This is a genomic window from Aminobacter sp. SR38 (genome assembly GCF_014843375.1).
Taxonomy (GTDB): domain Bacteria; phylum Pseudomonadota; class Alphaproteobacteria; order Rhizobiales; family Rhizobiaceae; genus Aminobacter; species Aminobacter ciceronei.
In genome coordinates this window covers 229098-251076 of sequence record NZ_CP062112.1, presented here as the reverse complement: position 1 = coordinate 251076, position 21979 = coordinate 229098, and the positions used below count along the sequence as shown (strand labels likewise).

Here is a 21979-nt window from a genome sequence, read left to right as displayed (position 1 = left end):
GGGCGCGCTCATGGTGCGTCCTCGCGCCGGATCATGACGTCGACACGGCGGTTCAAGGCGCGGCCGTCGGCGGTTGCGTTGTCGGCGATCGGCACGTCCTCGCCCTTGCCTTCGACAGCTATTCGCGAGGCATCGCCGATCCCCTGAACAAGTGCCTTTGCCACAGCCTCCGCCCGGGCAACGGATAGATCGTAGTTCGACTTGTAGGCACTGGACTGGCGCGGCTTCACATTGTCGGTGTGGCTGACGATTCTGATCGGTCCCGGTTCGCCTGCGAGTGCAGCCGCAATGCGCGCCGCCACGGGCGTGAATTCAGGCTTGGTCTCGGCCTTGCCCGGCTCGAACAGCAGCTCGTTGTTGAGCTCGACGATGATGAACTCGCCCTTGGAGGCGACGGTCAATGCGCCGGCGCCGATGTCCTGGGTGAGGGCAGCGCGGATGCGGTAAATCTGCGCCATGGTCGGGGCTGTTGCTGCCGGTTTGGCATCCTCGACCGGCGAAGCCGGCTCATCCGGCGCTGCCTGCTCGATCGGAGGGGCGAAGTCGCTGCGTTCGATGGCGACCGGCTTCGATGGTGTGAGTGCAAGCAATGTCGCGGCGAGCGCGTCGCCCTCTCTGGTGACGTCGCCGCGCATCCAGAAGAAGGCGGTGGTGACGAAGGCGAGGGCGAGGGCGGCCATCGCCCAGAGCGGTAGCCTGTAGGGGCGTCGGCCCACGGTGGCCGCGAGGCCCTGCCAGTGCGGAGAAATACCGTCGTCGGTGAGCGGCCGGAAGTAGCGCAGCGCGGCGTACAGGTCCTGGCGCACGAGCTCAAGGCTCTGATTGCCGCCGGCGACGCCACGATATTGTCCGGCGAAGCCGAGCGACATGCAGGCATGCATCAGTTCGAGCAGGTCGCCACGCTCCGCCGGATCGGCCAGCACCGAGTTCAGTGCCTCGAAGAAGCCGTTTCCTGACGCATCGATCCCGTAGAAGCGCGACAGCATGCCGTGCTGCGCCCAGTTGTCGGAGCCGATGCCCGGCAGGTTGGCGATGATGTCGTCGGCTGTTTCGCAAAGGGCATATTTCGCGACATGCGCGTCGTCTTGGTTCACGCCGGCTTCGGCGGCTTTCCATTCGAATTCTTCGATGCATTCGGCGACGTGCTGGGCCAATACGGGCACGTCGGTTTCGACCGTCACCGTCCTGAGATGGCCAAACAAGATGAGAAGCGGCGTTGCCGCTGATATCAGCGGGTTGGCGCCGGAAACCTGGACACGTTCTGCCGCATCGAACAGGGCCTCCTGCGACGTGCCTGCTGCCGTTGCTGCCTGCTTACGCTGCTTGTGGCTGTTGCGGGGCGCGTCGCCAGGAACGTCGCCGAAGGGACTGGCCTGATAGATCACCGTGCCCGAACTTGGCGCCTGCTGTTCAGGGCCGCCGGTGTAGATGATGGTCGGATCGGACGCCGGCCGTGGTGGCGAGGGCTGGTCCGGACGCGGCGCGCGGCGCGGCGATCCGCGAATGACGGTTCTGCCGTCGGAGCCGGAAGGATCGTCCTTCGAACTCATCGCCGATTACCCGCTTTCGCGCGACGGCTGCCATGCCCTGACAATGCCGCGGATGCCTCCGGTCACGTGCCAACAACGCATCGTAATGCATGGAAATGCCGATGGGAACCGGGGCTGAACCGCCCGCCGAAACGGCGGGGCCGACCGAGGGATCAGCTGCGTCCAGCAACGTTACTTCTTGTTCGCCGACCTGGCGTAGGCCTCGCTGAAATAGGCGAGAAAGACGTCGAGCATGCCATTTTCATGCGCGGCCTCCTTGGCTTCCCATGTCGCGACGAACATGTCCCAGGCCCGGCCCTTCTTGGAGACGAAGGCAGAGGCTGGGAGCTTTCGCTCGATGGCATCGGGTGACAATTCCGAAAGCAGCCGCGACAAGGCCGCCTGCATTGCCGCATAGGTCGCGAGCTCATGCGTCTTGAGATCGCGGAATGCCTCCTCGACGCTGTGCCGGGCGTCGAGATAGCCCGAGCGGCGCTGGGCAAACATGATCTCGAGGATTTCTTCCGAGCGCGGAATGAACTTCAGCGGGTTGTTGTCGACACCGCCGATCATGGTGCGCTGGCTGCTCTTGGCGAGTGCCTTGGCGGCAGCTCGCGCCTTGAGCAGCAAGGCAAGCTCGTCGACGACCGCGCGCAGCACTGCGCCCACTTCGGCGGCTACATCTTTCGGGTCGCGCTGCAGGAACACGTCAGGAGAAACGCCGGCGCCCGCAGCGATGACCCGGAGCAGTTCGGTCGCCTCCGGTCTTTGCGGCGGGGGAGGCGCCGGTTGCACGGGCAAGGGCTGCGGCGCGCGAGCATGCTGGACTGGCTGACGCGCAACGACACCCGCCGCCGACTGGCCGTTGTTCACGCCGCCGAAGAAGGGATCCGCCAGTTGCGGCGGAGGCTGGCCGATATCAGCGGCATGGCGGGCCGGGATCGGATTGCCCCAGTCGTTGCCCGATATGCGGTCGTCCTCAAGCGCGACCGAGACGATGTAGCTGCCAATCGAAAGCTGGTCGCCATGGCCGAGCGGATGCGGGTCGGTGACGCGTTGGCTCGAGCCGTTGATAAATGTGCCGTTGCGCGAGACGTCATAGAGCCAGAACGTGCCCCTATCGTAACGCACCTCGCAATGCAGGCCGGAGATGAACAGGTTGGGGTCGGGCAGGTTCCAGTCGCGATTTTCGCGCCCGATGGTGAAGCTGCGACCATTCGAACTGTAGAACAACGGTCCGCCTGTGGGCAGCCTGTCGACATTCTCGATGGTCAAAGTGATGAGCATCCGAATTCGCCCGCCAAATCTCTGTTTCCGGCAGCCTCGTCCAAATTCCTTATTTTATTCTAGCAGTTTGCTGCGACCGCAGCACAGGGGCATTTGGGCGCGCACGGTTCGGCGCTTGTGCCGCGCCGGCTTTGGCCGGTTGAAAAACTTGTGCTAAGCTCAACTCAGATGTCCGGCCGTCCCCGCGGAGAGGCACGACGCCATGGCTAACGATCGCGCGACTGTGGTCCGGACACCGCTCGGCGACACGTTGACATTCACCCATCTGGCCGGTCGCGACGAGATCAGCCGCTGTTTCGCCTACACCGTCGGCTTTGTCAGCAGCGACCCTGATGTCGACCCGTTGAAGATGCTGGGCGGCGGCGTTTCGGTCGAAGGAGAGTCCGACCCGAAACGCTGGTTCAGCGGCTTGGTGTCGGATTTCCGCCTGACCCGCATGGAGGACCGGCAAGTTTATTATGAAGCGGTCGTCCGGCCGTGGCTGTGGTTTCTCGGCACGGCCACGGACTGCCGCATCTTCCAGAATATGAGCGTCGTCGAGATCGTCGAAAAGATCTTCTCGAAATATGGCTCGGCGAAGTTCGAGAAACGGCTGCAAGGCTCCTATCCGCCGCGCGACTATTGCGTCCAGTATGACGAAAGCGACCTGGATTTCGTCCAGCGCCTGCTCGAGCACGAAGGCATCATGTATTTCTTCGAGCATGGCGACGGCGAGCACACGCTGATCCTTGCCGACGCGATGAACAAGCTCAAGCCGGCACCGGGCTACGAGAAGGTGCCGTATCATTTCGAAGGGCAGGGCGCGCGCCGCGACGTCGAGTACATCACCGAGTGGATCCCCGGCAGCTCGGTCAGGCCCGGCGCCTACACCCATACCGACTACGATTTCAAGAAGCCGGATGCCAGCCTGATGGCCAAGTCCGACCAGGCATTCGGCCACAAGCTGGCATCGGGGGAAAACTATCGCCAGCCCGGCGCCCATCTGGATGTCGGCCGTGGCGACAAGATCGCCGGCATCCGCCGCGAGGAGCTGCAGGCGGTACACCAGCGCATCGCCGCTGCCGGCACCGTGCGCGGGCTGTTTTCCGGCTGCACCTTCAAGCTGGACGGCTTTCCGCGCGATGACCAGAACCAGGAATATCTCGTCGTCAGCGTCGAATACCGCATATTCGATCCCAGCTATCGCAGCGGTATCGACACTGAGGGCGAGAGTTTCACCGTGGTCCTCGGCGTCGCGCCGACTGGTCTGCCATACCGCCCGCCGCGGATCACGCCGCGTCCGATCATGCGCGGGCCGCAGACGGCGCGTGTCGTCGGCCCGTCCGGCGAGGAGATATTCACCGACGAGTATGCCCGGGTGAAGGTGCAGTTCCATTGGGACCGCATGGGAAAGAAGGATCAGGACAGTTCGTGTTTCGTGCGCGTGTCGCAGACCTGGGCCGGCAGCGGCTGGGGCTTCATCCAGATCCCGCGCATCGGCCAGGAGGTCATCGTCGATTTCATCGAAGGCGATCCGGACCAGCCGATCATCACCGGCCGCGTCTACAACGCCGCCCAGATGCCGCCCTACGGCTTGCCCGGCAACGCCACGCAGTCGGGCTGGAAGTCGAACTCGTCGAAAGGAGGCGGCGGCTATAACGAACTGATGTTCGAAGACAAGGCAGGCTCCGAACTGGTCAATTTCCAGGCCCAGAAGGACCATAACCTGCTGATCAAGAACGACCGCACCAAGCTGGTGCAGCACGACCAGTCCGACCGAATCGACCACGACGCCAAGCATTCCGTCGGCCACGACCTCGACGAGGACGTCGGCAACAACAAGACCGTGAAGGTCGGCGTCGACCAGAAGACCGACATCGGATCCAACGATACGGAAACGGTGGGCAAGAACCGCTCGTTGACCGTCGGCTCCAACGAGACCATCAGCATCGGCTCCAACTCGACCGAGACGATCGGCGCCAACCACGCCCAGACAGTCGCCATCGCCCAGGCGATCACGGTCGGCGCTGCGCGGGTGGACACGGTGGGTGCGACCGAGACGCGTACGGTCGGATCGGCGCAGACCAACACGATCGGGTCGACGCGCGCGGTCACAGTGGGTGCCGCCCAGACCCACCAGATCGGTGCTGATGACAGCTGGAACGTCGCATCGAACCAGGAGGTGACGATTGGCGCCGACCAGACGTTCAACATTGCCGGCAACCAGAAATCGAAGATCGGCAAGGGAAGGCGAACCGAAATCGCCACCGACGACGGGACCAAGGTAGGCGGCGCCTACGAGTTGCGGATCGCCAAGGCGAGCATGGTTCAGATCGGTGAAGACGGGAAGATGAATGTCGGCAAGACATTCCTGATCGAAGCCGGCGACGCCATTGCGCTGAAATGCGGCTCAGCCAGCATCTCCATGAAGAAGGATGGTACGATCACCATCGAGGGCAAGGACATCAGCATCAAGGGATCGGGCAAGATCAACATCAAGGCTTCCAGCGACATCGTCATGAAGGGCTCGGAGATCAAGCAGAACTGAGGGCGCAGGGGATGACCAGAACCATCAAACGGATCGAGGGTGTAGTCATCGGGGTCTTTCTCGGCTTCGACGGTGCTGCACCGCTCGTCGTGTTTCCCGGCAATCCCAGGGACACTGCGCTTGCCGCGCGCAGCCTGGCCGAACTCAGCGCCGACATGGTCGGAGCAGAGGTGGCGCTGCTGTTCGAGGGCGGCGACCCCGGCCGGCCGCTGATCGTCGGGCGCATCGTCGAGCCCGTGCGCAAGGCACAGACGCCGCAGGTCGTTCGAGACGGCGAGCAGGTCAAGATCGTGGCCGGGGAACGTCTCGAACTGCGCTGCGGCAAGGCCACAATCATCATGGAGAAGGATGGGCATATCACCATTCGCGGCACATACGTCACCAGCCATGCCAGCGCGGCCAACCGCATCCGTGGCGGCTCTGTAAACCTAAACTGATGCCGAAGATCGTCCTGCGCGAGATCGTGCGGCAGCATGCGGAAATGGCGGCATTTCTGTGGACCGTCTACGACCATCACCTGCTCCATCCGGATGAGAACCCCGACATGGACGAGGAGCGTCTTGCGCGGCTGGTCGAGCGGCTGGATGCTCATCTCGACGGCCTTCGCGTTGCAGGAGATGCCGGACGCGAGATCGCCCAGGAAGTCTACGCCGAATATCCTGAGGTCGGTGAGCTCTTCGTGCTTAGGATGCTCATGGAGGGCGCGCCGCAGCGCATAGCTGAGCTAGACCTGGAAAAGGTCCGGGCCTATCTCAGCGTCAACGGTGGCTGATCCTCGTGGGCAAGCGCGCCCGGTCTACAATCAGGTGAGCTTGAAGCCGTCGTCGTATTCGAGCGACAGCGATTTCCATTTCTTGCCGTCGAAGCGCCAGGCACTGTCGGTGCCCGCGACATAGAGATAATCGCCATCGGTACGGATATCGGAGGCGGTGCCGGTTTCCACCTCCAAGGGCACGATGGCGTTGCCCTTCTCCACGCCGATTCCGCCCTCATCGCCCCAATAGGCCTTGCCGCTATAGGTGCGTACGGCAAGATGAGTGGTGGTATCAGCCGGTTCGAGCTCGACCGCTTCTTCGTTGGCGATGCGCAGGCACGTTCCGTCTTCGCCGGCGACCCTGATCGTGCCGTCCGCGGCAACGTCGATGCCATAGAACACTTCTTGGCGATGCAGTTCCAGCGGCTGCCACGTCGAGCCCGCGAGCTTGTGCACCGATCCTGATTTTCCGCAGACCCAGATGCCATGCTTCGCGTCACCGTGAATATCCATGTATTCAGCTTGGGTTATCGGCGTGATCGGGCGCCAGTCGTCTCCGACCAGCCTGACGGCGCCGCCTGAAGAGCCGACCATCATGGCGCCACCTGGGTCGGCGGCCCAAACCTGGCGAAAGCTCTCCGTGCCGACCTGATCGCGGGTCCATTGCTTGCCGCCGTAGCGCCAGATCCAGATCGTTGCCTCGAGCGCAAACAGTTCGCCTAAGGGCGACGCCGATAGCGACGTCAGCCATTCTGACGTGAACAGAACGCCCTTCGCGGTCTTTGGATTGAAGTCGTCGACCACAAAAATGACCGACACCGTGGTGTCGTAGTCGGAATCCGCGAGCAGGAACAGAATGGCCACCTTGCCATTGCCCATCGGCGCGACCTGAAGGCATTCGATCGAGGTGTCCTCATCTTCGACGAAGTCTTCCAGCTCTTCCTTGTCCATCTTCAGCTTACCGATCATGGCTAACGCCTCCCTGGCGGTTGGCTAGGCAGAGATCATTCACGGGCAGTCCTTCTTGGACTTGGCGACGTCGGACGCCCTGACGACGACTTTCTTCGGGTCCTTTCCGAGGCTCACGGCCTCCTTCTTCAATCGCTTCTTGGCAACTCCGGCAAGTCGGCCCTGGTCAATTGCCTTCGGGCAGGTGTCGACACAGCGCTTCGTGTCCTTCACCTCCTGCGCGTCCTTGCCCATGCTCTTTTTCTGATAGTCCTGGTTCGCTTTCCTGAGGCACTCCGCAGCAGCATCCTTCACTTCGTCAGGAATTTTCGGGTCATCCATGTTGTCGACCGTTGCCCTGGCGCATTTCTCGTTGAAATCGCCGAGCTTGCCCTCCTGGTTGAGCTTGATCCACTTGGCCGCTTCCTGGGTCTTGAGGTTGTGGGGCGTCTTCGACCCCTTGCCGATGACTTTGCCGGTGGCGCCAGCCTTCTTTGCCTTGGCAGCTTCGCCCGGAACCCATTTTGCCTTCATGCAGATGCAGGGGGCCTTGCTTTCATCATAGGCCTGACAGCAGTCGAGGGTCAGGTCACGCACGCCCTTGGCGGTGAAGAAGCGCACTTCCGTGGTGTGCTCCTTCTCATACCCCTCCGGACACGTCAGCTTGTTGTAAGGCTTGATCTCCAGCATGCTGCAATTGAAGGTCGCCACCGTCGCGGTGGAAATGTTCGGCATCGGCGGCCCGCCGGCGGTCGGCGAGGCGTGGTCGTTTGAGCCGATATCGGAGAAGCGGCTGATCGGCTCGCCGTCCATCTTCACATTGCCTGACCAGGCGTGGGCGTATTCCTTGCCCGTGTTCACCGATGTGATGATGTTCTTCTTCGGCGCGCAGCCGGCTTCGTTGCCCGAACATTTCGTATAGTAGGACTTGTTCTTCTGCGTGATCGTCTTGCCCCCGATCTTGACCGTACTTGTGCCGCTGTCGGTGTCGTCGTCCATGCTGAAGGTGGGATAGGGGATCGGTACGCCGGGGGGCGTCGCGGGCGTCTGCGGCGGCGTGAAGCAGACATAGGGGAAGGCGGCGATGATCTTGTTGGCCTGCGCCTTGCAGGCGATCTCCAGACCGTTGGCATAGACGGTCATGCGGCTCTCCTCGATGCAAAGACTGCAGCGCCACACGCGCCGTCATCCGACGACGCTTCGATGAGCACCGGATTGCCGGCCGCGTAACCTTTTGCCGCCGCGGTCCAGGCCATGCCCACCATCACGGGAACGGCAGCGGCACCGATGTTGCCAAGCGATTCCGCAGGCGACCACAAATCCTGGAATTCGTGTCGGCCGCGCAGCAGCCGGATCGAAGCGAGTGCGGTCTGCTTGAACCAGTATTGTTCGCCGATGAGGTCCGAGATGCGGTAGCCCAGCCGGCTCATCTCGATGCCGGTTTCGCCAAACGCCGCATCATAGGCCGCTGTCATGCCATCGGCTCGCAACGGCAGATCGTCCTTGTTGTAGATCGAGGCTGTTTCGCGCGACAGGCCAAGGCCGAATAGCTGGAAGTTTCCGCCATTCGGCCGGGTGCACAACACCGCCGCCGCTGCCTCTCCCGGAATGAAGCCGTTCGAGTTGTCGGCGGTCAGCAGGCGGCGTCCCTTGAGGTAATGGGCAATCGTCGGCGCGGTCAGATAGCTGTCCACGCCAGCGATCATCACATAGGGCACGTCGCCGGATGCCAGCAGCCTGCGGGCATGATCGAATGCCACGTGCCCGGCAGGGCGCCCATGCGCCACGGTGCGGGAGCGGCTGTGAGGTTCGACCTTGACGATTTCGCCGATCCGCCGGAGTAGGCCGGAGTTGTCGCGCACCGGCCGGCCAGGGCGATTCTCCTCGGGAAGGCAGAGGATAAGTGCCGTCTGGCCGCGCGCTTCCGGCGCGCGCTCGAATGCCTCGGTAATGGCCCCTGCGGCCAGATGCGCCATGCGCTTCTCGCCGATCCAATTGCGCGGCAGCGGGACGGGCGCGCCGGTCAGCCACCCCTCCGGCGAGCCGAGGAAACGCGTCTCCTGGAAGCCGTCGAGGCGCGCGCGCATGGCTGCGCATGCTGAAGGCGCATCGAGTCCGACGGCCGTGGCCATCCCGACCGAAATGATGGCGACGCCGGCGGTCATGCCTCTTCCTCCTCAGGTGCTACCCCATCGGCACGGACGAAGGTGCGGCCGGCTGCCCGCGCCCTCAGCATGGATTCGGTGGGGAGGCCTACCCAGCATTCGGTAAAATCCAGAATCGTGCGCTCGATCCGCTGCGCTACCCGCCAGACCAGGTGGTAGCGGCGGTTCTCCGGGTCGAACAGGATAGTGTCGGGGTGAAGCTCACCCTCGAAACTCTTGGCGCCATCCTTGAACAGGGTCATCTCAAGCCCGGTTGGCGGCAGCCGGAAGCTCACCCGACCTTCCGGTGTCAGGTTCACCAGCTGTACCTCTTCACCACCCTTGGGATGATCGATCTGCTGGTCGGGCGGAGCCATCTGGAAATAACGCTCGTCGAAGTCGGACGGCAGGAAGGGAAAGATGTTTTTCGTCCAATTGTCATCGTAGGTACCGCCATGTTCGATGCGGCCGGGCCAGCCGCGGCCCATCGGTCCGAAGCTCATCGGCGTGTAGTCGCCGAAGGGCGAGCGGACTTCCTCGCCGACCTTCTGGGTGTTGGGCAGCCGCAGGCCCGGAATGAGGTGCTGGTTCTTGGTGCGCGACCAGCCGGTGCCGACCGGATTGGCGCCGTAGACGCCAGGCATCTTGTCCTCGGGATCCAGCTTGTCGACGCCACCCCAGGCGACGTCATAGCTGATCGGCAGTTTCAGGAAGGGCTGCGGTGCGGTCGCGGTGAAGACCGGGCCGATGGCGCGCCACTCACGATGGCCGACCACCTCGAACAGTTTCGACCAGTTGCCGACCTTGATGCCGACCGGCACACGTTCCGCCGGCCGGCCGCCGGGCGCATAGGCGCAGCCATTGGCAATCACGTCGCAGCGCGGCTTGCGGAAGGCAAAATCGGTTTCCCACAGCGTGGCGGAATAGCCGGGCTCGCCCGTCTGCGTGTCGGCAAAGACCAGCGGCGCCTGCTCGGCCGACTTGCGCACCAATCCGCCCGGTGCGTCGGGAAGGTCGAACGTGCCCTTGACCACGACGACGATGTAGTCGTGGCCAGCCTTGTCCATGGCTACGGTGAATTGATGGACGTAGCCGGTCTGGTTCCAGATCTGCATCAACTGGTCTCCCAGCTCGCGGTGAGCAGCCGGTCGAGGACCGCTTGTGGAGCCGCCGGATCGACGTCCACCGGCACCCATGGGCCGGCCCACAAGACCATGCTGAGCACAGGCTCTCCCGTCATGTCGGCGATCGGAAACGGCAGTTCGGCAAGGCTGGCGGCGAATTCGTCTGCGCTGACATAACCATAGCGCGCCGCGTCGGCCGCCATCTCAATGTCGTCGAACCATTTCGCCGCCATGTCGGCCACTCCTGAATTGGCGGCGGAGAGGGGGGCTGCGACCGTCAGCGGAAAACGGCGGCCGGCGCGGTCGTTGCTCGTCACGACGATGCCGGCCATCGGGCCGTTGGCATCGGGACCGAGCAGGAAACGCAGTGCCACGTCCTCTGGCCAGGCGCCCGAACTCTGCAATGGCGCGAGGTGGCTTGCCACCCAACGGTCCCATGCGCGCACGAAGTCGCCGGGAAGCCCGCGGCTGACGAAGTCTCCGGTCGCCGGAATCTTGCCGTAGAAGCCGGTGGCTAGATGTTCTGCGGGCACGTGAACCTCTTGAACATCTGCAGGTTGTAGGGGTTCTCGACACTTGCCGCCTTGAGCTCGAAGTCGGCGTAAAAACTCTTGGCGCCGAGGCGCAGGTTGTAGACGTCGGACAGCGATGTCGCCGTGAAGCGACCCTTGGTGAGCAGCCGCAGCCAGGCCCAGCTCCCGGTTTCGTTGACGATGACTTCAGGCGACCCATCGATGGGCTGGAAGGCCAACGAGATGGTGCCGGTGCCGTCCTTGCCCGGCCAGGTCATCGGCTGAGGGCGGGTGGCGTTGTTGTAGTAGACGAGGCTTTGGCCATCGAGGTTGAGCGTCACCCGCGTGACTGTGGGCGACAGATCCTTGGGCTCGAGCGTGAAGCTCATCAGGGGGCCGGTGCCTCCCGGGAACAGGTCGTCGCGAATACGGCGCGCCTGCTCGAAGGCGGCAAGGGCAGACGAATCCAGACCCATGTCGGCACGCCAGGTCCATGGTTGTTTGGCCGTGTCGACATAGCTTATCAGGTGGTCGTTGGTGAAAGCGTCGATCAGTCCGCCTGGGCCGAACAGGCGGGCGAAATCGCGGACGTTGACGTCAACGGCACTTTCCGGGCTGAACGGATATCGGTTGGTCAAGGCTGCCTGGCAGAACGGCAGGATGTCGGCGCGCCAGATGGCATTGAGTTCGGAGGTGACGGCCTTTTCGGTAAGGCCGCTGGTGTCGCCGGCGATGCCGCCGAGCCAGTCGTCGATCGGATCGGGCAGGATCTGCGCCTGGCGCGCGACGGCACCGGTGAGTTCCGCGAGCCCGCCCTGCTTCTTGATGGCATCCTGCGGGTCGGGATTGGCGGTGACTGTCTGCAGCACATTCGATAGTGCCGTCAAGGCGACGACCGCGGCATCGAGCATGGGAGGCTGGCCGTCGACTTCAGCGACCGCACCTTTCAGCGGCTTGAAATGCTCGGCGACGAGCGTGCCGGTCATGTCGACTTCTGCTGCCGACCCGGCACGTGGCAACAGCTTGGCGCCGGCTTTGGCCAGTTTGCCGACCTTGCCGAGCTTGCCCAACAGCTTGGAGGCGCCTTTCGATGCGGCCTTGTTGTCGCCGGCCGGCTCCTCGTCCGAGCGGATGAGATCGGTCTCGTGAACGACTGCCGTGACCAGGCGCTTGAGCGCGGAATCGGCGCTCGACAGGTCCTTCAAATTTTCGCTGGCGACGTTGAGGTCGGTCAGCGGTGCCAGCCTTATGTCGCGCAGCAGGCTGTCCCACTGGGCGATGAAATCCTCGTAGTAGAGCTTCAGGATGTCTTCCGACAGCGCCGACACCGAGGTCTCGGAATTCTCCTCGCAGCCGCCGGCAAAGACTGCGCGGTCGAGGGCCGCCTGGGCGGCGACATCCTCCAGCCGATCGAGGATGACGTCGTGGAAGCCGGCATAGGTGAATGCGCCGGGCAGGCCGACACGCAATGTTTTGTCGGAGCGGCGGGCAAAGACCTTGGAGCCGTTCGGGCCGGCGAAATTCGCCGGGATCCACTCCTTCAGTTCGGAGACGGCGGGATCGGCCAGCAGCTGCTTGTAGGCGCGTGCTGGCAGCGAAATGGTGCAGACGCTTTTCAGGGCCTCGGCGACCAGCGCCGGATCGGGCGCGACATAACTCGCGTCGATCGTCATGCGGCGGATGGCGGCAAGCTGGTGCTCTTCTGCGTTGGGCGTCGGGAAGGGCGCGACGGGTGCGAATTCGGGCAGGTCGTTGACCCACCAGTTTTGAGCGAAATCCGCGTCCATCTGGGAGAGGCCGGTCATCATGCGATAGGTCTTGAGCGCCCCCAGCATGAATTCCGGATCGCGGACCTGGCGCCACATCGTCGTTTCGAGCAGGGCGACCATGCGGGGTTCGAGAATGTTGCGCAAAGCGTGGTTGTAGCTGTCGGCCTGGGCCCGCAGCAGCTCCGGAGAGGCCGTCGGGCCGACCAGGTCACGAAAACCGCTGGGCGGCGGCGTGCGCGCATTGGTGACCTCGTCCATCGCAGCCAGCGCAACGTCGATGTCGGGCGCATCGACAGGAGCCGGGGCCGCCGCGAATGGCGCCAACGGCGCCTGCAGTGCCTCCAGCTGGCCGGCTTGGGCCGCGATGGCATTGCGGTTGTCGTAATAGGACAGTCCGAACAGCGCTCCGGCAAGCAGGACAGCTGCTCCGCAGGCTGCGGCGGCACCGCGCCAGATCCAGGTCCGGCGGCGTTGCGCCAGGGGGTCGAACATGCCCAGCCCGGCTTCCTTGAAGATCACTTCGGTGAGCAGGTTTTTGAGGAAGAAGCTGCGCTTTTCGACGCGTGGCGACGACATGGCGCGGCGCGGCGGCAGGCCGAACGAGGAAGAGAGTGCAGCGGTAAGCCGGTCGATGGGCGCGCCTTCCTGTGTGGCCGAAGTCAGATAGACGCCGCGCAACCAGGCGCTGTCTTCGTAGCGGCTTTCGCCGAAAATCTGTTCGACAAGAAGACGGATCGGTTCGGACAGGCTTTCGACCTGGGCCGGGAACCTGAAAATCTCGGCGCGGGCGGCGAGGCTGTCTTCGTCCTCGAGGCGGGGGACGAGGCGGCGCTCGAGCTCGGTCGCCAGCAACGAGATCTCGCTTGCGACCATCTTGCCGTCGACGCGTGCATCAGGCGCGAAGGTCGTGCCCCAGACCTGTTCGCGGGCCGAGGTCGAGAGGCCGCCGAAGAAGGGCTCGAAGCCTTTGATGAGGTCCGCCTTGGTCAGCATCAGATAGACCGGGAGCCGGATTTCGAGACGTTCGTTCAGCTCGGCGAGGCGGCGGCGGATCTTGCGGCCATGCGCCTTGATGGCTTCATCGCCCTCCGAGAACGCATCGATCGACAAGGCAACGATGACACCGTTCAGGGCGCGCCGGCCGCGATGTTTCTTCAACAGGTCGAGAAAGCCCAGCCATTCCACGGCATCGACGTCTGGCTGGCTCTCCTGCTGGACGTAGCGGCCGGCGGTGTCGATCAGCACCGCGTGTTCGGCGAAGAACCAGTCGCAGTTGCGGGTGCCGCCGACACCCTGGATGTCGTCGGTGAGGTCGATCGGGAAATTCAGCCCGGACTGGCGCAAAGCCGTGGTCTTGCCGGTGGCCGGCGGTCCGACGATGACATACCACGGCATGTCGCGCAGCAACTTGCGGCCGCCGAGCTTGCGCCGCTTCATCTCGTCCATCAGCCCCTGGAACTTGGCGCCGACCGCGGCAACGCTCTGTTCGCCCGCCGTCAGCGGCTTCTGGACCGGCGGCGCGGCAATCTCGGCGACGAACATGCGATTGGCTCGGATGGCGCGGCGCTGCGCCAAAATCAGCCAGATCAGCCACAGGATGACCAGGCCTGCGATCAGCGCCATACGCACGGTTTCGGACGCAAACGGCGTGCTCTGGCCGACCGCGACGATGGGGCCGAAGATCCAGATGATCAGGGAAAGCAGCGTCAGGCCGATCAGCGTCCAGAGCCACCGCGATGTCAGTACCGACCAGAGGAAGCGCAGGATGAACATCTGTCACAACCTCTTTTCGACCAGCACTTCGACGCGGCGATTGAGCGCCCTGCCTTCACGCGTGGCGTCGTCGGCAACGGGGTCGGTGGCGGCGCGCCCCTCGGAGCGCACGCGCTCGCGCGGCACGCCGTTCTGGACGAGCATGTCGGCAATTGTCGCGGCGCGGGCCTCCGACAGGCGCTGGTTGGTGGAAAGCGGGTTGGTTCTTTGCAGCGGGATGCCGTCGGTATGGCCGACTATGGTGACGTTGCCGATCAGCTCCTGGTTTTCGACGATCACCTTGGCGATTGCTTCGATGAGCGGCTGGAAGCCGTCGGTTAGTTCAGCTCTGGAGGATTGGAACAGCTCGGGGTTGGAGGCCTGTATGACGAGACGGGCCAGCGACACGCTTTCGGCGCCCTTGAGCGCCGGACGCAGGCCCTCGGGCGTGGCTGCCGCGAACTCCGGCAACAGCGCGAAGTCGACGGTTTCGACCGGCGGTGCTTCCGCCTTGGGTGTGGTGCGCAACACCTCGGCGCGGTCGGCCGGTGGAAGCGCACGCACAAGGGCCGAGAGCTGGACGGCCTGGTTGCTCAGCCCCAGCGAGAAGGCGATGTAGATCGCGGTGGCGAGCACGGCAGCGATGACGCCCATCACCCAGATCGGCACGGTGAAGCGCGGCGCCTCGTCGGCGGCAACGACGCCGCGCCAGTTGGGCGACAGCGGCGCGTCTTCGGCATCGGCGTCGCGCAGGAAGCGGGCGGCGGCGACACGCACGGCATTCAGCGACCGGTCGCCCGAGCGGCCGGGTACCCGGTATTTGCCGCGGAAGCCCAGCGCCATGCAGTGATACTGCAGCTCCAGCATTTCCCTATCGCGGTTTGGGTGGCGCTCGAGCTCCTCCAGGCGCGAGAAGAACTGGGCACCTGCATCGACGTCGCCGCGCAGCATGACAACCAGAGGTTGCCGAGGCCAGGCGCTCGAGCCGCCCCACGGCGTGTTCAACGCGAGGTCATCAAGCAGTGCGGCCACCGCCCATGCAGCCTGATCGGCCCGTTCGACCGACGATCCGGCGGCAACGGCGGCGTCGCGACCGCGCACCAGCTCTTCCTGCAGGCGGGTGCGAAGGTGTTCGGGATTCTCGGGCGGCAATGCGTTTTCGAGTTCGGGCGCGAATTCCAGCAAGGCGGAAAACGCATTGACCAATGTGTTCGGATGGGTGCGCGAGCGCTTCAGCGGCGCAGACGAAAGCGGCATCGGCATGCGCGGCTGCGGCGTACCCACCATGCGTATCCGGGTACGCTCACGATCCTCCGACAAGCCGAAAGGATCGTCCTGGCTCATCGCGTCACCTGTTCACCGAATAGCAGTCGACCTGCGGCTCGCTCGGCAATACGCCGGAAACGCCGATGACGAATCCGGGTGCGTCGAGGAGGGAGGCCCAATGCTCGCTTCTCTGATCGAGTTCAAGGCAAAGGCGGTCGCCGTCATAGGGGATTTCACGCGGCTGCGAATGCAGCGGCTTCAGCGGTATGCCCGGCAGGCGCGACTTCCACAGGCCTTCGAATTCGCTGGCGGCCCCCACCGTCGCCTGATTGACGAAGATCTTGCGCAGCGCGTCCTCGGACAGCTCGGAGCCGACGCGGATGACGATGCGGCTGGCGACGAGCAGCTTGGGGTTGTCGATGCGCACCTTCCAGACATTGGTGGAGTGGCGCATGACCGGCAGGGCCCGCGATTTCGGCTCGACATAACGCAGGCTGAGGATCAGCGAACGCAATGTGTCGGCGAGCGCCGAATAGGCAGGACCTGGGGCCATGTGGTCATAAACAGGCAGTTCGGCGAGACGGCGCGAATTCGAGCCGTAGGTCGCCATCGATCCGGCGAGGCCGGCAAGTTCGAGATAGAGTTCGGCCGGATGGAAGATGTCCTGCGCCAGCATATGCGCCAGGCGTGGTCGCGCTGCATTGGCAAGGTTGAGCATCAGCAGATCTTCGACGCTGCGGCCGGGGCCGCCAAGCACCATCTTGGCATGCGCCTCGGCGATCTGGTCGAGCCCGGTGATGACCTCTTGCAGAAGCTGGGCGTACCAATGGACCGCACCTGTGGCGAGCGTCGGCGGCAGGAAGTTGGCGTCGACGGCAACACCGCCATCGGCGCGCAGGCCGGTGATTTCGGTAATCGGCAATGCCGTGTAGCCGCCGACCGATTTTCCCGGAGCAAGCAACAAGGCCTGCGGACGGGCGATCTCGATCTCTTCGGGGTCCGATCCGCCTTGCACGGCATCGCGAACGGTGACGATGCGGCCGCGGTAGCGCGCACCGCTGGTCTCGGCATGCGCCGGATCGAAGCCGACGCCACCGGGCGGTTCCAATGGTACCGCGATCAACACCGGACCGGCGCCCATGTCGGCGGTGATGGCGAGCGGCTTTGGCGCGTCCATGGTGTCGGGAATGGCAAAGGGCGTACCGTCGGGAAAGATGCCGCGCGCCGAAAGCACGGCGACCTGTCCAGCTTCCAGCTGGGCCGGGTCGAGGGTGAGCGTGCGAAAGCCATAGGTGTGAAGTTGCCCGGCCTGCAGCGCGCCGCGCACCGTCGCCTCGAAGAAGCGGTCCTGTTGCTGGAAGTGCTGGGTCCGAAGGAAAAGCCCTTCGGACCAGAGCACCCTGTTTGCGTCGGTCATGCGGCAACTCTCTGCATCGACAACTCCTGATATGGCCCGGTCAGGCCGAAATGCCTCCGCTGCCGAGCGTCACGGTGATCGTCACCGTCGAACCCGGTGAAACCGACTTCGTCGTCCGCCAGGTGCGACCGGTTGGTTCGCGAACAAGCGCGACGAAGCCGAGCGCGGTCGCCTCCGGCTCGACGGTGATCGTCTTCGATGCCGCCGCACCCGGGCCGACCGAAAGCTGGTCGGAGCCGATGAGATCGCCGGCAAGTGCCGAGCCGGCGTCGCCCTGCAGGGCGAAATAGTCGGCCGAGTTGAACTTGCCCGTGCTCTTCAATCGCATGACCAGAACCGTGACCGGCCTGTCGCCGCCGTCGGGCCCGGGGTTCATGCCGGCTTGACCGCTCACATTGACGGTGACGGTGGACGGTTTCGGTGGCCCGCTTTGGCAGGCGGCCACCAGTCCTGTAGCGCCGAGAGCAATAATGAAGTCGCGCCGGTCGATCATGCGTCACTCCTCTTCATATGCGTTGCGGAAGTCGGCTCCTATTTCGCCCATGAAGCGCGTCTCGGCACTCAGGGCGATCTCACGATGGCGTTTCTTGTAGAGGTCCCAAAGCTTGGCGCTGCGGCCGCCGGCGAGCAGTTTCTCGATCGACGAGCTCGACTTCAGCTCCTCTTCGAGCGCGACGGGATCGAAGCGGTCGATCATGTGGCGCAGCGCGCCTTGCAGGCCGCGCCAGGCGCGAACATGGTGGTGGGCGAGGTCGCGGATCGCATCCGATATGGCCGGCTCTCCGGCGAGAAAACCTGGACTGCGCTCGGCCAGGATGGTTGCCAGCGCATCGTCGACCGTGGGCAGGAACTTGAGCGGATTGACCTCCGAGGAGCCGACGATAGTCTGCTCGATGCGAGCGTTGCCCTTTTCCTCGGCGCGCTTGCGCAACAGCTGCATCAGGCCTTCGAGCATCAAGCGATACTCACGGCCGAATTTTTCCATCTCGGCCAGCGGGTCGCGGTTGGAAGAGGCGTTTTCGCCAAGGCCCATGCCGCGCAGGAAGGCGGCGCGCAGCGCGCTGTCGGACGGTGCAGGCGTAGGAGTTGGCGCGGGGATTGGCGCGGCTGCAGGTGCTGCCACCACATTTGCCGCGGCCTTCTCCCGCGCACGCAGCGACATCGGCGGCGGGGGCGGTGTGTCCGCTCGGCGGGCAGGCGCGTCCCAGGGCGCAACCGATGCCGGCTGTGCCGGAGCCGGAACTGGGGGCGGAGCGAGAGCGGTTTCGCGCGGGTTTGCATCGACCGCCGGCGGAAGCGGCGTCATAGGCGGAAGGTCGAAACCGTCATCGAATGACGGCGATTGTGTCACGACCGGTTCCGCTTTTGACTTCGGCGTCTCGGCCGAAGCGAGGCCGAAAGGATCGGCAAAGGCTGCCGTGCCGTTCTGGCTGTCGTCGGCATGGCCGTTCACAACGGGTGTCGCCACCGGATCGAGGCTGAACGGATCGTCGAAGGCAGGCGAATTGCGCTCGGAGCCGCCGGCGCGCTCATAGGCGCGGAACGCGCCGGGCTCGGGATGCTCGAACGGGTTGGGCAGATCGGCGGGCCGGGGGCGTTGCGGCTCCTCGTCCGTCTTGATCGAGAAGAAATCGTCGCCGCCGAGACCGACCGGGGCGCGAGATGCGGCAGGCGCCGGTTGCGGCACCGATGTCCTGGACGATGCTGGCTTGAAATGCTGCAGGTGGGCTTCCGTCGGCTGCAGCTCCACCGACACGACATAGTCGCCAAGACGGAGCCGCATGCCATGGCGCAGTTGCGCCGAGTTGCCCGAGCCAAGGGCGCTGCCGGCGTCATCGATGAACAGGCCGCTGCTCGACGTGTCGACGACGACGTAGCCGTCCTGTCCTGATGTGATCTTGCAGTGGGCGCGCGAGACGAACATGTCGGGGTCGTCGATCTGCCAGTCCGCATCGGGACTGCGACCGATCACGAGTTCACCCTGATCCAGCCGGGTCTGGCGCACTGCCTGTGCGCGCGGTCCCTGCTCAAGCGTGAGGAGCAAGCTCATGCCCCGACTCCCGCCATTTCGGGCCGCCAGCCGACGATCGTCCGCAGGCGCATATCCTCAGCATCGCCCCTTTCGGCAGGGGGCGCAAGCCACGCCGTTCGGCCGAGCTGCGCCACCCCGATGCGGGCCGGCGGCACCTCGTCGCTGGCCAGCACAAGCCTGAGGTCGACGTCGAGCAATTCACCGAGGAGGTCGCTTATGGCGCGCTTGAGGACAGCCAGTCGCCGGCTGCCGGGAAGGAAGGATGAGTAGGTGTTCAAATCGAGCGGGCCGAGGCGCAGCTCGACGCGGTTCTGGCGGCTGAAGCTGCGCGGCCCGATGGTCGCACTTCTGCCCAGGGAGGCGCTGGCCATGCCGAGCCTCGTCTGCAGCGCGGCTGGAACGTCCAGCCATGACGCCACGAACTCCTTGAGCTGGACCTTCACATTGAACACTTCGGCGACGAACAAGGTCAGCCGCTCGGGCCCGTCGACCTGTCCGGCAAGTGCTGCTGCCTGGCGCAACTTGACCGAATCCATGTCCGGGTCCTGGGCGTTGCCGGTTTCGGGCAATCCGATGCCGGCCATTGCCTCCAGCATCGCGCGGATACGCCCGCCGACGGCACGCTCGACCTGCACGCCGGGATGCGCGTCCGCCCAGGCGCGGTAGAACAGGGCGATCATGCGGTGCTGAAGGATATTGACGAACTCGACGAAGGTCGTGTCGCTGGTCTGATGGGCATCCGCACCGGCAAACCAGCGTTGCGACATGCGGTCGAGCACCCACCGCGTGACATGCAGCGGCAGCGGGCCTTCGGGGCCAAGCAGGCCAAGATTGGCGACGGTGACCCGCGCGGCACCCTTGTCGGTGGCGGGCGAAAGATTGACGACGTCCTGGGTCGCGAAGCCGAGACGCACATGCTGGCCGAGGCGTGCTGGCTCACGGTCCGGCCGGCCGGAGTGACCGAACAGGCGGCCGTCCCGGTTTTCAAGCTGGCGCAGCAGCTCGAAGAAGTCATAGCCCTCGGACAGCGTGTCGGCAGCCGCTAGATCAGGAAGCGGTTGCCGGGCGTCATCGGCCATGGCACGTCCTCCTGCTTCTGGAGCAGCCGCGTGCGGGTGCGCACGAAGCCGTTGATACCGGCGTGGCGGGCGAACAGCCGCGCCAGAAGCGCGGAAAGCAGCAGCGAGCTTTGGCCTGACAGAACCGACTGGTCGATGTGGAGGAGGATCTCGATGCCGCGGCCGAAACACATCGGCCCCGGTATCGCCAGGCGCTCGATCACCGGCCGGGAATCGATGCGGACGATCGAGCGGACATGGCGCGCCAGCCCCGGATCGCCGCGATCGGCATAGAGGTCGAGCAGTGCGTGCAGCGGATCGACGCCACGCCCTTCCTTGGCAAGGCTGAGGAAGTTGAGCGCGAGTTGCGCCACCAGCCGCCAGGCCAGATCGTCGGCCCGCGATTCAGCGTCGGCCCCGGCAGGCAGGGCGGCGGGAATGGAGGGCTGTGGCGCACGCAACGCACCAAGCAGGCGGACCGCCTCGACCGGGTCGCCGCTCTCCAGCGTCAGCGTCGGATTGTCGTCGAGGATCGGCAGGTCGCGATTGGTGCAGAGAGCGGTGATCTCGATGCGTTTGAGCGGCCGCCCGGCCGGGATGCCTGCCGGGCGGGAGATCGCCAGGAAAACGTCGTCGCCGGTGTAGGAGGTGCGCGTCATGCCTTCGCGCCGCTCGTCTTCGGTGGCGCGGCGTGGACGGCGCTCGATCGAATAGACCCAGCCGCTGCCCCGGTTCTGACCCAGACTGAACAGTGCCGGTATCTCGGCGTCGGGGCCCTGGGCGTCCGCATCCTCGACATGGGTGACGCGGAAGATTTCGAAATCCCGTGGCCGGGTCCGGTCGGCATAAAGCACCTGCCGGGTCTTGCGGGCATCGAGCTCGATGACGTTGCATTCGCGCTCGAACAGATTGATCACCGGTGTGGCAAAAAGCTCGAAGTCGGCTGGCGCGAGGTCGGCGAGTTCAGGTGCTGCCCGCCGCAGCAGGAAGAAGATTTCGAGCCCCGCATCGGAGCTGCGCACGACCGGCAGCAGACCCTGCACGCGGACATAATGGAAGCGCTCCGGCATCACGAAATATTCGCGCAGCAGCCGGTAGCCTTCGAAGGTCGGACGCGTGCGCGGCATCAAAGCTTCACTGTCGTTGATGCCGATCATCTCGGGCTGGGGCAGCACCGTGAGCTTGCCTGACTTGCCGTTGGGGCGGGCGCCAATTGCCGTGCAGACGCCAAAGATCGTGTCGAACAGCAGCGACGCCTTGGTGCGCCCGGCAAAATGCAGGTCGAGCCGATCGAGCGCCAGTTCGTTGAGCTTGCCCTTGCCGGATCTGGCGATGGTGATGCGCAGCGCCGCCTCGCACACAACACCACTGATCGGCGAGATGCCGGCTGCGGCGAGCGCGCTGCGATCCTGATAGTAGCCGACCGACGCAATCTCGATCGGCCACAAGGTGACGTCCTGGGCGGTCGTGAAGGTGGAGCGCGTCGAAAGGTTGGGCTGCAGGTTGGCGACAAGCCGGGTGCTGCGCTTGACGACGTGGCCCATGTTCATCGTCTGAACCTGCTGGCCCGGCTTCAGCACCGCCATGGTCACCGCGGGCGCCTGCGTCAGCAGGTCGGGATAAAGCACTTCAAGGACGCTGCGCGCGAACCTCGAGCGTTCGGCATCGACCTTGAGCCGGGTGCGTGCGGCGAGGAAGGCGACGCCGTCGAGCAGGCGCTCGACATAAGGGTCGGGGCAGGGCGCGGTGTCGAGCGAGAGGTTGCGTGCGACCGCCGGGTGCATGTCGGCGAATTCCGCTGCAAGCGTGCGGATGTGGGTCAGCTCCTCCTCGTAATACTCCAGGAAGATCCGATCCATT

General features: G+C 64.6%; 17 protein-coding genes. 3 read left to right on the top strand and 14 right to left on the bottom strand.

The genetic code is table 11. The features are described 5' to 3' along the window. Positions 1 to 8 precede the first annotated feature (8 nt). Complete coding sequence (tssL, locus tag IG197_RS01245) at positions 9 to 1550, bottom strand: type VI secretion system protein TssL, long form (protein WP_192316433.1); 1542 nt, start codon at positions 1548 to 1550, stop codon at positions 9 to 11. A gap of 171 nt (positions 1551 to 1721) precedes the next feature. Beyond that, positions 1722 to 2816 carry a type VI secretion system-associated FHA domain protein TagH gene (gene tagH, locus IG197_RS01240; protein WP_192316431.1) on the bottom strand — a complete coding sequence of 365 codons (1095 nt, stop codon included), beginning with the start codon at positions 2814 to 2816 and terminating at the stop codon, positions 1722 to 1724. Between the two features lie 202 nt (positions 2817 to 3018). Here tagH (IG197_RS01240) and tssI point away from each other — a divergent pair, with 202 nt between their 5' ends. The 3 genes from tssI to IG197_RS01225 are packed head-to-tail and all read left to right on the top strand — an operon-like array spanning position 3019 to position 6115. Beyond that, a complete protein-coding gene (tssI, locus tag IG197_RS01235) occupies positions 3019 to 5343 on the top strand; it encodes a type VI secretion system tip protein TssI/VgrG (RefSeq protein WP_192316429.1) in 2325 nt (774 codons plus the stop codon). A gap of 11 nt (positions 5344 to 5354) precedes the next feature. Beyond that, positions 5355 to 5780 carry a DUF6484 domain-containing protein gene (locus IG197_RS01230; protein ID WP_067962059.1) on the top strand — a complete coding sequence of 142 codons (426 nt, stop codon included), beginning with the start codon at positions 5355 to 5357 and terminating at the stop codon, positions 5778 to 5780. Next, positions 5780 to 6115: a hypothetical protein gene (locus IG197_RS01225; protein WP_154386515.1), complete on the top strand. Its 336-nt coding sequence runs from the start codon at positions 5780 to 5782 to the stop codon at positions 6113 to 6115. Before IG197_RS01230 ends, IG197_RS01225 begins: the two co-directional genes overlap by 1 nt. A 30-nt stretch (positions 6116 to 6145) precedes the next feature. Here IG197_RS01225 and IG197_RS01220 read toward each other — a convergent pair whose 3' ends face one another. The 12 genes from IG197_RS01220 to tssF are packed head-to-tail and all read right to left on the bottom strand — an operon-like array spanning position 6146 to position 21978. Beyond that, complete coding sequence (locus IG197_RS01220) at positions 6146 to 7066, bottom strand: hypothetical protein (protein ID WP_192316427.1); 921 nt, start codon at positions 7064 to 7066, stop codon at positions 6146 to 6148. Positions 7067 to 7105: 39 nt separating this feature from the next. Then, complete coding sequence (locus tag IG197_RS36130; protein ID WP_083948587.1) at positions 7106 to 8188, bottom strand: PAAR-like domain-containing protein; 1083 nt, start codon at positions 8186 to 8188, stop codon at positions 7106 to 7108. Then, the gene (locus IG197_RS01210; RefSeq protein ID WP_192316426.1) at positions 8185 to 9210 is read right to left on the bottom strand and encodes a beta-ketoacyl synthase N-terminal-like domain-containing protein; all 1026 of its coding nucleotides are present in this window, start codon (positions 9208 to 9210) and stop codon (positions 8185 to 8187) included. The genes IG197_RS36130 and IG197_RS01210 overlap by 4 nt, the downstream gene beginning before the upstream one ends. After that, a complete protein-coding gene (locus tag IG197_RS01205; protein WP_192316424.1) occupies positions 9207 to 10304 on the bottom strand; it encodes a DUF2169 domain-containing protein in 1098 nt (365 codons plus the stop codon). Before IG197_RS01205 ends, IG197_RS01210 begins: the two co-directional genes overlap by 4 nt. Next, a complete protein-coding gene (gene tagF, locus IG197_RS01200) occupies positions 10304 to 10846 on the bottom strand; it encodes a type VI secretion system-associated protein TagF (RefSeq protein WP_192316422.1) in 543 nt (180 codons plus the stop codon). Before tagF ends, IG197_RS01205 begins: the two co-directional genes overlap by 1 nt. Continuing rightward, positions 10828 to 14367 (bottom strand): type VI secretion system membrane subunit TssM, encoded by a 3540-nt coding sequence (tssM, locus tag IG197_RS01195; protein WP_192316421.1) that lies wholly within the window; start codon positions 14365 to 14367, stop codon positions 10828 to 10830. Before tssM ends, tagF begins: the two co-directional genes overlap by 19 nt. A gap of 3 nt (positions 14368 to 14370) precedes the next feature. Next, complete coding sequence (gene icmH, locus IG197_RS01190; RefSeq protein ID WP_192316419.1) at positions 14371 to 15690, bottom strand: type IVB secretion system protein IcmH/DotU; 1320 nt, start codon at positions 15688 to 15690, stop codon at positions 14371 to 14373. 4 nt (positions 15691 to 15694) lie between these two features. Continuing rightward, positions 15695 to 17029 carry a type VI secretion system baseplate subunit TssK gene (tssK, locus tag IG197_RS01185; RefSeq protein ID WP_192316417.1) on the bottom strand — a complete coding sequence of 445 codons (1335 nt, stop codon included), beginning with the start codon at positions 17027 to 17029 and terminating at the stop codon, positions 15695 to 15697. 40 nt (positions 17030 to 17069) lie between these two features. Continuing rightward, positions 17070 to 17522, bottom strand: coding sequence for a type VI secretion system lipoprotein TssJ (tssJ, locus tag IG197_RS01180; RefSeq protein ID WP_067962042.1), 453 nt, complete (start codon positions 17520 to 17522; stop codon positions 17070 to 17072). Positions 17523 to 17525: 3 nt separating this feature from the next. Beyond that, positions 17526 to 19079, bottom strand: a complete 1554-nt coding sequence (tagH, locus tag IG197_RS01175; RefSeq protein WP_192316415.1) for a type VI secretion system-associated FHA domain protein TagH — start codon at positions 19077 to 19079, stop codon at positions 17526 to 17528. Continuing rightward, complete coding sequence (gene tssG, locus IG197_RS01170; protein WP_192316413.1) at positions 19076 to 20140, bottom strand: type VI secretion system baseplate subunit TssG; 1065 nt, start codon at positions 20138 to 20140, stop codon at positions 19076 to 19078. The genes tagH (IG197_RS01175) and tssG overlap by 4 nt, the downstream gene beginning before the upstream one ends. Next, positions 20104 to 21978, bottom strand: coding sequence for a type VI secretion system baseplate subunit TssF (tssF, locus tag IG197_RS01165; RefSeq protein ID WP_192316411.1), 1875 nt, complete (start codon positions 21976 to 21978; stop codon positions 20104 to 20106). Before tssF ends, tssG begins: the two co-directional genes overlap by 37 nt. Position 21979: the final 1 nt, after the last annotated feature.

Bases quoted from the DNA above. Each gene is read 5' to 3' on its own strand.
- tagH (WP_192316431.1), bottom strand. From the start codon at position 2,816: ATGCTCATCACTTTGACCATCGAGAATGTCGACAGGCTGCCCACAGGC.
- tssJ (WP_067962042.1), bottom strand. From the start codon at position 17,522: ATGATCGACCGGCGCGACTTCATTATTGCTCTCGGCGCTACAGGACTG.
- IG197_RS01230 (WP_067962059.1), top strand. From the start codon at position 5,355: ATGACCAGAACCATCAAACGGATCGAGGGTGTAGTCATCGGGGTCTTT.
- IG197_RS01225 (WP_154386515.1), top strand. From the start codon at position 5,780: ATGCCGAAGATCGTCCTGCGCGAGATCGTGCGGCAGCATGCGGAAATG.
- IG197_RS01210 (WP_192316426.1), bottom strand. From the start codon at position 9,210: ATGACCGCCGGCGTCGCCATCATTTCGGTCGGGATGGCCACGGCCGTC.
- tssM (WP_192316421.1), bottom strand. From the start codon at position 14,367: ATGTTCATCCTGCGCTTCCTCTGGTCGGTACTGACATCGCGGTGGCTC.
- IG197_RS01205 (WP_192316424.1), bottom strand. From the start codon at position 10,304: ATGCAGATCTGGAACCAGACCGGCTACGTCCATCAATTCACCGTAGCC.
- tssF (WP_192316411.1), bottom strand. From the start codon at position 21,978: ATGGATCGGATCTTCCTGGAGTATTACGAGGAGGAGCTGACCCACATC.
- tagH (WP_192316415.1), bottom strand. From the start codon at position 19,079: ATGAGCTTGCTCCTCACGCTTGAGCAGGGACCGCGCGCACAGGCAGTG.
- tssG (WP_192316413.1), bottom strand. From the start codon at position 20,140: ATGGCCGATGACGCCCGGCAACCGCTTCCTGATCTAGCGGCTGCCGAC.
- IG197_RS36130 (WP_083948587.1), bottom strand. From the start codon at position 8,188: ATGACCGTCTATGCCAACGGTCTGGAGATCGCCTGCAAGGCGCAGGCC.
- tssK (WP_192316417.1), bottom strand. From the start codon at position 17,029: ATGACCGACGCAAACAGGGTGCTCTGGTCCGAAGGGCTTTTCCTTCGG.
- tssI (WP_192316429.1), top strand. From the start codon at position 3,019: ATGGCTAACGATCGCGCGACTGTGGTCCGGACACCGCTCGGCGACACG.
- IG197_RS01220 (WP_192316427.1), bottom strand. From the start codon at position 7,066: ATGATCGGTAAGCTGAAGATGGACAAGGAAGAGCTGGAAGACTTCGTC.
- icmH (WP_192316419.1), bottom strand. From the start codon at position 15,690: ATGAGCCAGGACGATCCTTTCGGCTTGTCGGAGGATCGTGAGCGTACC.
- tssL (WP_192316433.1), bottom strand. From the start codon at position 1,550: ATGAGTTCGAAGGACGATCCTTCCGGCTCCGACGGCAGAACCGTCATT.